Here is an 11,240-nt window from a genome sequence, read left to right on the forward strand (position 1 = left end):
ACGCCATGAGATTTGCGCCATTTCAATCGGTTTTTCTTAAATTGCTTTCGTCGGTTGACGTATTCTTTACTTACCTCTTGCACCGTTTGACTGTGCAAACCAAGCATTTTCCCCGCACCATTGGTGTATTTTTGAATATCAAAATCGGACGCGAAAACACCCCGTTCTTTTATCAACCGATGACTGGTTTCATTGATAAAATTCCACACAAAATTTACGCTTTTAGCCTGCTGGTTAAGCAAATTTACACGCTTATCTTTAACACGGACTTTGATGGTTTTTGAAAAGGTTGTTTTCATACTGTTAATATATACAGCTGTTAGGTATAACACAAGCGTTACGCGCTATCCATCCCCCACCTAAAGGAAGGAGCTTTTCGCGCAATTCGGTAAACTTGAGTAAGATAACTCGCCAGGATGAAGAGTTATCTTACCTTATTTTACGACTTACTTGCGCTTATGGGTATTCAACAGATAGCTACTAGCGCCGACTGTACAAATTCAACATAAGCATTTGGATCTTCAACAGACCCTTTTACTTTAAGGCGATCTGCGTACGCTAATCTAGCGCTCATTACCAACCAAAAAATCGCACTAATCAACCCTACAAAACGCCATAAATTTGATTTAGCCCATTTAAGTGCAAGAGTGATCGATAAAACATATAACACAAAGCCACCAAGCTTAGATGATGCCCAGCCATTTACAAATGGGTACAAGTTCAAAGGATTAACTGCGACCATGTAAACAAAGGTAATAACAAATAAAGTATATAGAACGTGCGGTCCTATTTTTAAAAGCTTGTTATTGACCATTTCTGACTTTTTCATGGTCAACACAAAGCTAATGATGAACAAAACAAAGGTAAGCAAAATTATAGTGAGATGGGCGTGTTTAACTAGCATGTACATGGCGTTCATTCCTTGGCGTTTTTATTCTTTTTGTTTACTGATTGAAGGCAATCTGCACATCAACAACTCGATATAAACTATACTATTAGGATTTCATACAGATACCAAGTTAAATTAGTTTGTTTGCATGCCGGCAGATTAATTAAAGAGCACAACTCAACTTTATTGCTATTTAAATAAGCATTTCTTGCGCGCATAAACAATAGTGTCTATGCTCTCGAAATTACTATTTCACAAGCAATATTTAGTCATTTGAACACGAACTTTGGAACCATCCTATGACCTCTTCTGTTGACGCTAAACCAACGATTTTTGGCACCTTACTCGGTGTTGCCGCTGGTGGCGTTTGTTCTTACTCAAGTGATTATGAAACGGCTAACGAAGCTGAATACCCCAACCGCTCGGCATATCGCAGCTACTATGACGGTATATATATGGGCTACAAATGGCAATGCGTCGAATTTGCACGGCGCTGGCTTTATGTTAATAAAGGCTACATATTTAACGATGTCAGTATGGCATATGAAATATTTAATCTTCGAGACGTGCGGGAAATTCAAAGCAACACAACGTTAGCTTTAAAAGCGTTTAAAAACGGATCTTTGCGTCATCCAGAACCTGGGGCTATGTTGATTTGGGACGAAGGTGGTGATTTTGAGCATACCGGTCATGTAGCAATAGTCAGTGAAGTACTGCCGCATGCCATTCGGATCGTTGAGCAAAATATGGATTTTGTGAAATGGAAAGAAGGCTGTGCTTACTCGCGAGAAATTACGGTAAAAATTGGCGAGCAAGGCGATTTTTGGCTTCATTGTCCACCCAAAGAAGGCCAGATTTTAGGTTGGATGCTACAAACTGAAAATCCATTACATAGCGAAGACACGCCTGAAATCAACGCAGAATTTTATAACTTACATCTGCATCAACATAAAACAGCGTCGACAAATCCTCGGCCTTGGCTGAACATCGCCAATGAGGATGAGGCCGCGTATGTCAAAATGATGAAAGGACACTGGTTAAGTTCTGTAAAAGAAGACTTTACTTATTATTACGATATTTCACAAACTGCAGAAGCGCTTTTAGAGACAGCCACCGACGAATTGCACGGTATGTTTATGCATGCAACAGACTATGTGCTTCAACACCCTGAGATGCTTGAAGCATTTGGCTTTCCAGAAGGTATTTTGCCACGTATTAGACAATCATGGGACAACCGTTTAAATCAACTTATCACTAGCCGGTTCGATTTTGCTTTGTCTGAAAATGGCTTAAAAGTTTACGAATATAATTGTGATTCAGCTTCGTGTTACATGGAGGTAGGTAAAATTCAAGGTAGGTGGGCAAAACACTTAAATATAAAGCGGGGCCATGATGCAGGTAAAAATTTATTTACTGACCTTGTCGCTGCATGGAAAAAAAGCGATGTAAAAGGCAAAGTTCACGTCCTTCAAGATAACGATCCTGAAGAGGATTACCACGCCTTATTTATGCAAGAAGCCATTCAAGCCGCCGGCCTAGAATGTGAACGAGTGGTTGGCTTAGACTCATTGAAGTGGAACGAGGACGGTGTGATTGTTGACGCTACTGGAGTGCCCCTCAAATGGATTTGGAAAACGTGGGCTTGGGAAACAGCCCTAGAGCAACTTCGTCAAGAAATGGTGGATCCGACAGATAAACGTTTTATTAACAATTCAAATACCAGTGCCGGTCAAACGCCAAAGCTTGCTGATGTGCTGTTGCGTAAAGAAATCATGGTATATGAACCCATGTGGACTTTAATACCAAGTAATAAAGCCATACTGCCTATATTGTGGGCGCTATTTCCAAACCATCCATGGTTGCTTGAAACAAGTTTAGAGCTGAGCGATGAATTGAAGCAAAAAGGCTTCGTTTCGAAGCCAGTTGTAGGCAGATGCGGCGCGAATATCCAGCTCGTGGATGAGAACAATCAGACATTAGCTGAAAAAGGAGGCAACTTTGGTGGGCGTGATTACGTTTACCAACAACTTTGGCCGCTTCCTAAAATAGGAAAATACTATGTTCAAGTCTGTACATTCGCCGTATCAGGTAATTATTCAGGCAGCGGTGTTCGAGTAGACTCCTCCATGATTATCGGCAAAGATAGCGACTGCATGGCATTGCGAGTGCAAGAAGATGAAGCTATATAAAATATATTATAATAGCCGGTAATACGCATACTTCTCCAGTTCCAGCTTTACAGTTTAAAAAAGCCTCTTAGCGATTGTTATTACAATGCTAAATAGTTACTTATAAGCTATGATCAAAGGTGTCTATAACTAATCGTAATATTAAACCGACAGAAAGGAAGTAGTACATGGAAATATTGTTTAATTATATCTTGACCTTGGAAGTTGCCATTATCATCTTGGTTTTAGTGTTGTTGAGAAGCAGCATTAAATTTGTGCCACAAAACAGAGTCTTTGTTATCGAGCGATTTGGTAAATTCCAGTCGACTAAAGAAGCTGGACTAAACTTCATTTTACCCTTCATTGACCGTATTTCAGCAGACCGTTCTTTAAAGGAACAAGCCGTCGATGTACAAGAACAAAGCGCAATCACCAAAGATAATATTTCATTAATGGTTGATGGCGTTTTATATTTTCGAGTAATGGACCCTTACAAAGCGACCTATGGCGTAGAGGACTATGCGTTTGCCGTAATACAATTAGCGCAAACCACCATGCGCTCTGAATTAGGTAAAATGGAACTGGACAAGACCTTTGAAGAAAGAGACATATTGAACTTAAACATCGTAACAGCAATTAACCAAGCGGCTGGCCCTTGGGGAATTCAGGTGATGCGATATGAAATTAAAGACATCATTCCGCCGGGTTCTATTATGGAAGCGATGGAAGCGCAAATGAAAGCCGAAAGGGTGAAACGCGCACAGATTTTAGAATCTGAAGGTGATAGACAATCTGCGATTAACCGCGCTGAAGGTCAAAAAGCCGCTGTTGTATTGGCCGCTGAAGCTGACAAGTCAGAACAAATATTGCGAGCGCAAGGTGAAGCATCAGCAATAGTCGCTGTCGCAGAGGCCCAAGCCGAAGCCTTAAGAAAAGTAGGTGAAGCAGCCAATACTGAGCAAGGCCAAAAGGCAATTCAACTTGATCTCGCAACAAGAGCAATTGAAGCTAAGAAAGCCATCGCCAAAGAGTCGAGTGTCGTACTTTTACCCGACTCAGGTACGGATATCGCATCCGTTGTTGCACAAGCAACAAGCATCATCAATGCGATGACTAAAAAAGGAGTCTAATATGGGATGGTTTGCTAACAACTTAATTGAAACAATATTAATTATAGGTGTCATACTGTTAATCGTTGAAGTTGTCGTATTGGGTTTTAGCACATTTTTCCTGACTTTTACTGGCTTAGCAGCTATTGCTACAGCAATAATTATGTGGGCAGGATTAATTCCAGAAACATTTACTTGGACGATAATTTCAATTGCCGTTTTCACTGCTGTATTTGCTGCGCTGCTATGGAAAAGACTGTCAAAATTACAAAATACCGTTGATTATCATCGCGCCGATTCTGACCTCATAGGACATACCTTTGTGTTAACAGAAAATGTTGAAGCTGCGCTGCCAATCAAACAAAAGCCTAAATACCAATTCTCTGGTATCAGTTGGTATTTAAATGCTCACGAAGACTTAGTAAAAGGAACCGTGGTAGAAGTCGTAAAGGCTGATGTTGGTTCGTTGCTGATCAGAGCAAAAGAAGCTTAGTAGGCTGTTAAATAATAAAGACGACGCAGGAAGACCGTATCATTTGATAAGCGTTTTTCTACTGTCGTCTTTTTTTATAATTATCTACAGCATTGAGCTATTCTGTTTGATTTATCCATGCCCCTATCCTTCTAGCTAAAGAAAACTAAGCTTCATTATCAAGAAAAATTGATTCAATAGATTGCTGAAAAAGACGTGCGATTTTAAATGCCAAAGGTAGACTGGGGTCGTACTTGTCTTTTTCTATTGAGTTAATAGTTTGACGACTCACGTCAAGCTTATTTGCAAGATCAGCTTGAGTCCAATCACGCTCAGCCCGCAGAACTTTTAACCTATTTTTCATCTGTATTTTACCTGCCCGTAGATAACAGAGGCCATATAACAAAAAGTCATGATTAATATAAGATCTGATGTTTCAGAGTCCCTGACAATTTGCGCTGTAGTAAGCAATGAATAGGTTATTGATGCAACAAAGGTTGTACCCATCGAAAATGCAAGTGCATCAAATTGAATTTTTCGTTGCAACTCATCCATAGATTTTAATAGGCTCATAAACATAAAGATAACCACAATGCCAAGTATGGTATCAAAGGCAATAAGCAAATTGATTTGCATGTCTGACGCAAACCACCCATAGAGAATTCCTTTATCTATAAAAATCATCATGCCTATCCAAATAAATGTCGATGCAACAAAAATTGAACTTTTCATCCCTTTTGTCTTTTCCGATGTTGAAGCGCTTAATTTGTTCATATGTATAGATTCTTAGTCTTTATATCAAGTTAGCTTTACATTATAGCCTTGTCCGGCCAATGTCAAGCAATATTTACATAAAGACGTTATTGCTTTACAGAAAGAGTGTCATTTGAATCTCTGAACTTACTTTTTCCTGCTTTCATGGGAAAGAAGAAACTCCAAGCCCATAGTGACTCCCTGACCTAGAATATTATGATGTGTTCTATCCGCTAGTACCTGAATATCGCTGCCACCGAAATTTGATTTCTGTGCTGCAATAATTTTTCCTAGAGCCTCTACATTGCTTGTCATTCGAGATGATTCACTCGCAATGTTTTCTTCTCTCCCACCGACATAAATTGCAATTTTTTCGGAAAATTTGACTGCATTTTCAAGGCGTTTTTGTAGCGTTTTCAAAATACGGCGCTCAGCAAACCAAAGCGACGGACTTAGTGAAAGGATATTCGCAAAAGCACCTGGTGCCTCTAGCATTGTATTTAGGGCAAAAAGACCGCCAAAAGAATGTCCAAATAACACTGAATTTGAGGCATCGACAGGAAAACGACTTTCGATTAAGGGTTTTAGAGTGTTTAACAGAAAGTCACGAAAGTCAGGACCCCCGCCAATACTCTCTGACGTTAACATTTCATCAGGCCAGCCGCTCCAATCAGGATCTGATGGCGTCAAATCATGCAAGCGATAAGACGATCCAGCTGCGACTGTTGTGGTTGAATTAGCCGGACAGTTTAATAAAGGATAAACTCCAATTATTGAGGTGTCAAAATGACTAAACGCATTTTAAAAAAATATCCAAACGATTTTAAGCAAGAGGCGGTTGCGCTGGTTATGATGCGCTAGATTCGTCGTGACAGATGCCTGAAGATGACTTTTTCACCTTGACTGCTGAAGGTAAATTTTCTTGCGTTTGTTGGTCTGCGTCACAGCCACTCGATAAAAGTAAAATTAAGGCAACGACTAATCGTTTATTATTGTTCATAGAGGTTCAGATGATTTTAGATGCGGTATATTTCCGTATCGTTAAACCACTTCCAATAGTTGACACAACACGATGCCAAGGTGCAGTTACCGGTGCTGAGGCTAAACTGATAATATCGGTCTCAATTACTTAACTAGGAGCAGTAACAGAATGGATATAGAACAGATAAGAGAAGACATTGCCGACGAACTCGGCGCAGTCTTTGAAATCATCAGCACAATACTGGATAGCTTGCTAGACGAACGGCCAGAGCAAGAAGCTATCATATGTAATGATAACGCCATGGCGCTATTAAAATATGGGGTTCTAGGGATTTCCCCCTCTAAAGTAACATAAATCGCTATACCCCTTTTATATAGTGGCTTACAGAGATGGGTTACTTCTCTTTTTGGACGCTATTATCAACAATAGGCTTCGCTATTGGCTGTAAATCAGGTAACTCATGGTCATTAGCGAATTGATAAGTACCGCTCATATTAATATTCTGCCATGCCGCAGGGGAGACTTGTCGAGTTATGGCTGCTTTTTCCTCGTCACCTACTTCCTTGAAGTGTAACAGTAAATGGCTTAGGACCATCGAGTTAAAGTAAATGATAGCATTTGCCGTCAATCGGGCACACTCGTTCCATATGACGATTTCGGTTTCATTTTTTCCTCGAAACTGATCACGATTAACCGATGCAATAGCACGCCTTAAAAAATGCCAAGCTTCACCTCGATTGAGTGCCCGCTGCACATATTGGCGTAGCGTGTTATTCAGAGATTTTTTGACGTGTTGAATGACACGACTAATCAGCCTTTGCAATACCGTATATTTGGGGATGGCAATTCTATGAAGGGCTAAGTATTCAGTGGCAGTATCAAACAAATAACGAGGCTCTAGCCAAGCATTGCCTATCAAAACAAGATGATCGAACAAGGGCGTAAAATGTCGGCTTTCATCCCATTTCTGATAGTTTAGTAAACGCAGTATTCGCAAGTATATTCGGTCTCGCTGCACTTTATTGACACTGAAGGGCCTTATTCCTTTACTTCCTTGAATTTGAGCTGAAATGAACTGCATGTCATCAAAAATAAGGCTAAAGCTGGGCGCGAGAATAATTGGTTTAGACTTAAAATAACCTAACAAAGCAATGAAATAACATCGGTGGTTTCTTAACCGAAAACTTTTCAACTCTGTTAGCTCAATCTCGTTTGGTGTAAAATATAAGCGTTGCTGTTCAAGTGATAATGTTGGCGGTGAATACAGATCAGCCTGCTCAGCTTTGGTCAGAATAGACAGTTCATTTTTTATAGCCATAAGGGACAAGTTACATTTAAAAGGTTGATAAACGCATAATTTGACACTTTTTTTGAAAGTAACCCAGTCCCGCAAGCCAATAAAAGCGATGAGTATAGCGATTTATGTTACTTTAGAGGGGAAAATCCCTAGAACCCCAAGTAGAACGATAAAAAAGCACTTATGGGAGCGATTTCGGATAGAAGAAACGGCCCGTTCCTCATCGTCATTCAGAGCAAAATATAATCGCTGTACTTCGATAGAGTATTTGGGAGGGCCGTAGAGAACGTTAATTTCAGAATCGACAAGGATTCTGATTCGTTCTTTGAATGCCATAGATAAACTTCAAAAGGGTTGTGATAGTGTAATAAACAACATTCTGCTATTAAGAAATTTGATACCCTTCGGCAGGGCTTGAAAGGCAAGGGCTTACAGCGATTATGTCTTTAGCGGACGGAATGTCCCCAGAACCCTACATACAGTAAAAGATGCAAAGGCTACCGCGATATTGTATTCAATTGTGAAAGCGGGTCGACTCTCTCATAGAAGCTAGAACCGCACCTCTGCAGGTGGCCTAAAATGACATCTCTAATGTCGTTTCCAATCCAGCGCTAAATTGTCGTCTACCGCACCTAGATTATGTGCACAGTCTCTATCCCAGGTTTTAAATATGTTTGTGTGATTTATAGCTCACTGCGTTCTCGTGGAAGCACCGCTAACTCAAGCCCCATTAATGTGAAGTAAGCCTGTAAGCTGTCTAGTCTAGGATTGCCCATGTCGTTTTCAATATCACTTACTACTTGTCTACTTAAGCCCGTTAATTTGCAAACATTCGTCTGAGACATTTTAAGGGCATCAACTCTCAGTGCTTTACCAACCTCGCCCATCGTTTTAGTGCCAGCTAGCATATCACCCACTAGCTTTTGTTTAATTTCAAAGCGATCAACATCATGTTTGCGTTTCATGGTATTAACTCCCATTGCCCCAATTTATCTGTCAAATGTTCAAAACCCATTACCGGCATAGTTAAAATACTACCAGGGACACCTCGCTTTGCTAGCCGATCAGGTAAATTTTCAAGTTGAAGCGCCAGCTCCCGCAGTTCATTTTTAAAGTAAGCCGGATCACCGTAAGCTGATAGTGACTCACACAAAGCTAACCAATTTATGTTTCCTGCCTGTTGGAACTCATTATTCCAATTTGTTGTTCTTGGAATAGTTTCAGGATCAGCTTTCATTGGAGCGAAGTCGTAAATTGGCGCTAAATATATTTTGTCGTCCTTTTTCAAAACTGACGTATTGCGGCCATGATTATCTGAATTACCAAACACTATATTTAAGAAATCACGTTTAAGGTATTGTGCAGCAAGCTCAGTTGCTGTCATAGTATTTATTACCGTGGCTAACTTTGCTAGTACGTCTTCATGTTTAAGATAGCTGCCAGATGCTGCGTTAACTAATGAGTAAACAGATTCAACACCATAGCGATGAACGGTACCTTCAACCATCTCCCTATCGAATCTAGGGAGCCAGAGCGAAGGGTTTCTAATCCCTTCATGTAATTCCATAGCATTAGTGCTTATCGTATTAAATCCAAGTGATGCCAATTCATGGTAATAGTGATATTCAGTACGTAAAATATCCTTATCTATTTCCCCTTGATTACGTGGAAATTTTACTAAATAATGCCGATCCGTTGTGTTGTCATTTTGCTCAGTATCTACCCAAACTTCATTCAAATCATTTTGTCTTAATAGAAGCTTAGGAGCGGCGCCGCCAGCACCAGTTGCGCCACCTGATACTGCGCCACGCTGGCGGGAGTAATCAAGAAAATCAGTATCTCGCTCAATAGCTTTATCTTTGTTAAACCGCATCTGCTCTAATTGACCCACTTGTTCATTTAGAGCGGTTTCAATTGATTCCTTTATTCGCATATTGCCAATTGGTGCAATCGTACCTTGCTTTAATAGCGCTATATTTTGTTCCGATACGGGGCTGTTTTGCAGATTAAGCATATTTAGCCATATTGTTTGTGCATATCCCATCGGCATAATGTCTTCAAATACGGCAGGCCAACTTGAATAAGTCTTTGTGTCCATTGGATTTACACTGACCTTTGCGGTAAAGCTTCGTGATCCTGCCTCACCAAAATAATTAACCGCATAATCAAATAAGGGTTTCAGGGTTAGCTTGCTGAGTTTACCTAGTTCAGGCGAAGCAATGTCTATTTCAAATGCGTCTTGCCAACGGTTTTCATTAAATAGTTGTAGGGTCAATTTCATAGCTCACCTTGCAAAGCACAATGTCTAACATAACTTGCAATTAGCGCTGTAATTACAATACATTGTCTAATATAACGTACATATAATTTCTTTTCAACATAATTCTGTCTAGTATAGTAGACATTTCTTATTTGGCATCAGTAAGCTAATTATCAAGGTTGCCCTCTGGAAATTCAAATTGCCTTTGAATCATAAAGTAAGGCTCATCATCGACATCTAAGTCATCATGAAATAACACTTGATAGTAATCACCACTGATTGTCACTGAAACAGTTTTAAATTGTAACTCCATGACTCCTCCTTTAATGATAGCGCTTTGCCAAGGGGCGAATGCGAACTAAGTCGCAGGAAACATAGCGCTTAGATTCACTGTGGTTTAGAAAACATTTTGTATTTATTGTTCAATTAATAGTAGGATTTAAGCCTCTTTAAATTTCAGGTAATGGCTGTGGCTTCGTGCCTTTATATTGTAAACCGTTATTTTGCGTTAAATTTCGTTAGGAGGTCACTGTGAAAGAAGAATTAATAATGTCCGTCGCAAACATACTGGAAAAGTGGAATCCTCTTGGCGAGCAAGCATCTGCCGTTAACGGCCTTGATGGATATTATACTGAGGCAATTGATATACTATCGTCCTCTAGTATTTTGAAAGAGCCAATAATCAGGATAGTTGCAGCGGTACTGACAGAGGCTTTCGACATTACCCTAGATAAACATCAGCTTGAACATTACAGTAAGAAAATCGAACAAAAAATTAATGAGCATTAGCATTGAAGTAGTATCGAAATCACTTGAACAGTGGGGGTGGAATTAATGGATGTGGTTAGCTTTATGGATATTGAGGAAACGGAAAAAGATCTCATTATTTCATTTGCTCTTGATGTTGGAGATGGTTGTATTAAAACTCTTTTACTACACAGAACATTATTTTATGAATTTGCCCTGCCAGATGAGGAGCGCGGAACAAAAGTTTCTCTTGAAGGGCATGATTTACCTGCTCCACATATTAATACATTAGAATTGATTATTTTTGATGCTAATGTATTGAGAATCAAAGCTCGATTTAGCGACTACAAAATCGATCTGCGCAAGGTTGAGTTAGAAGAAATTGAAAAGATAAAGCAATCTTTAGTTCTTCATAACTATGATGACCGATTTGAAGTTAAATATACATAGGCCTATGCGATTCATATGGATTCACTTTAAGTAGGCTGACTTTTGCTACTCAATTATCATTTTCATTCACAGTAAAACGATAAATTTGAATAAAAAAGCAGACATAAGGAACG

Annotated in this window: 16 protein-coding genes and 1 pseudogene; 6 read left to right on the forward strand and 11 right to left on the reverse strand. The window is 39.7% G+C overall.

Going from position 1 to position 11,240, the window contains the following annotated elements:
• A pseudogene (locus tag G399_RS20575) lies at positions 1-299 on the reverse strand (RNA-guided endonuclease InsQ/TnpB family protein); the annotation flags it as partial.
• A 167-nt stretch (positions 300-466) separates the two neighbouring features.
• On the reverse strand, positions 467-910 hold the full coding sequence (locus G399_RS0110675; protein WP_006011323.1) for a SirB2 family protein: 444 nt from the start codon (positions 908-910) through the stop codon (positions 467-469).
• 278 nt (positions 911-1,188) lie between these two features.
• Between G399_RS0110675 and G399_RS0110680 the strand changes: the two genes are divergently transcribed.
• The 3 genes from G399_RS0110680 (at position 1,189) to G399_RS0110690 (ending at position 4,659) form a co-directional block, all read left to right on the forward strand.
• Positions 1,189-3,078, forward strand: a complete 1,890-nt coding sequence (locus tag G399_RS0110680) for a glutathionylspermidine synthase family protein (RefSeq protein WP_006011319.1) — start codon at positions 1,189-1,191, stop codon at positions 3,076-3,078.
• 167 nt (positions 3,079-3,245) lie between these two features.
• Positions 3,246-4,187: an SPFH domain-containing protein gene (locus tag G399_RS0110685; protein WP_006011318.1), complete on the forward strand. Its 942-nt coding sequence runs from the start codon at positions 3,246-3,248 to the stop codon at positions 4,185-4,187.
• A gap of 1 nt (position 4,188) precedes the next feature.
• Positions 4,189-4,659 (forward strand): NfeD family protein, encoded by a 471-nt coding sequence (locus G399_RS0110690; protein WP_006011317.1) that lies wholly within the window; start codon positions 4,189-4,191, stop codon positions 4,657-4,659.
• Between the two features lie 145 nt (positions 4,660-4,804).
• Here the strand turns inward: G399_RS0110690 and G399_RS0110695 are convergent, their stop codons facing one another.
• The 4 genes from G399_RS0110695 to G399_RS22010 form a co-directional block, all read right to left on the reverse strand.
• The gene (locus tag G399_RS0110695) at positions 4,805-5,002 is read right to left on the reverse strand and encodes a helix-turn-helix transcriptional regulator (RefSeq protein WP_006011316.1); all 198 of its coding nucleotides are present in this window, start codon (positions 5,000-5,002) and stop codon (positions 4,805-4,807) included.
• Positions 4,999-5,370 carry a hypothetical protein gene (locus G399_RS21275; protein ID WP_148277400.1) on the reverse strand — a complete coding sequence of 124 codons (372 nt, stop codon included), beginning with the start codon at positions 5,368-5,370 and terminating at the stop codon, positions 4,999-5,001. The genes G399_RS0110695 and G399_RS21275 overlap by 4 nt, the downstream gene beginning before the upstream one ends.
• Positions 5,371-5,538: 168 nt before the next feature.
• Positions 5,539-6,090 carry an alpha/beta hydrolase gene (locus G399_RS21280; RefSeq protein WP_006011313.1) on the reverse strand — a complete coding sequence of 184 codons (552 nt, stop codon included), beginning with the start codon at positions 6,088-6,090 and terminating at the stop codon, positions 5,539-5,541.
• A 148-nt stretch (positions 6,091-6,238) separates the two neighbouring features.
• Positions 6,239-6,391, reverse strand: a complete 153-nt coding sequence (locus G399_RS22010; protein ID WP_006011311.1) for a hypothetical protein — start codon at positions 6,389-6,391, stop codon at positions 6,239-6,241.
• A 150-nt stretch (positions 6,392-6,541) separates the two neighbouring features.
• Between G399_RS22010 and G399_RS0110715 the strand changes: the two genes are divergently transcribed.
• On the forward strand, positions 6,542-6,727 hold the full coding sequence (locus G399_RS0110715) for a hypothetical protein (protein WP_006011307.1): 186 nt from the start codon (positions 6,542-6,544) through the stop codon (positions 6,725-6,727).
• Positions 6,728-6,767: 40 nt separating this feature from the next.
• Here the strand turns inward: G399_RS0110715 and G399_RS22775 are convergent, their stop codons facing one another.
• From G399_RS22775 to G399_RS22015, 5 genes are all read right to left on the reverse strand, one after another.
• Positions 6,768-7,691: a DUF4158 domain-containing protein gene (locus G399_RS22775; protein ID WP_006011306.1), complete on the reverse strand. Its 924-nt coding sequence runs from the start codon at positions 7,689-7,691 to the stop codon at positions 6,768-6,770.
• Between the two features lie 102 nt (positions 7,692-7,793).
• Positions 7,794-8,006: a DUF4158 domain-containing protein gene (locus G399_RS22990; RefSeq protein WP_081585790.1), complete on the reverse strand. Its 213-nt coding sequence runs from the start codon at positions 8,004-8,006 to the stop codon at positions 7,794-7,796.
• Positions 8,007-8,353: 347 nt separating this feature from the next.
• Positions 8,354-8,635 (reverse strand): helix-turn-helix domain-containing protein, encoded by a 282-nt coding sequence (locus G399_RS0110725; RefSeq protein ID WP_006011305.1) that lies wholly within the window; start codon positions 8,633-8,635, stop codon positions 8,354-8,356.
• Complete coding sequence (locus tag G399_RS0110730) at positions 8,632-9,951, reverse strand: type II toxin-antitoxin system HipA family toxin (protein ID WP_006011304.1); 1,320 nt, start codon at positions 9,949-9,951, stop codon at positions 8,632-8,634. The genes G399_RS0110725 and G399_RS0110730 overlap by 4 nt, the downstream gene beginning before the upstream one ends.
• 145 nt (positions 9,952-10,096) lie before the next feature.
• Positions 10,097-10,243 carry a hypothetical protein gene (locus G399_RS22015; RefSeq protein WP_006011303.1) on the reverse strand — a complete coding sequence of 49 codons (147 nt, stop codon included), beginning with the start codon at positions 10,241-10,243 and terminating at the stop codon, positions 10,097-10,099.
• 218 nt (positions 10,244-10,461) lie between these two features.
• Here G399_RS22015 and G399_RS0110740 point away from each other — a divergent pair, with 218 nt between their 5' ends.
• Positions 10,462-10,719 carry a hypothetical protein gene (locus tag G399_RS0110740; protein WP_026843650.1) on the forward strand — a complete coding sequence of 86 codons (258 nt, stop codon included), beginning with the start codon at positions 10,462-10,464 and terminating at the stop codon, positions 10,717-10,719.
• 45 nt (positions 10,720-10,764) lie between these two features.
• Positions 10,765-11,127: a hypothetical protein gene (locus tag G399_RS0110745; protein WP_006008910.1), complete on the forward strand. Its 363-nt coding sequence runs from the start codon at positions 10,765-10,767 to the stop codon at positions 11,125-11,127.
• The last annotated feature ends 113 nt before the right edge of the window (positions 11,128-11,240 follow it).

It is taken from the genome of Brumicola pallidula DSM 14239 = ACAM 615 (assembly GCF_000428905.1).
Classification (GTDB): domain Bacteria; phylum Pseudomonadota; class Gammaproteobacteria; order Enterobacterales; family Alteromonadaceae; genus Glaciecola; species Glaciecola pallidula.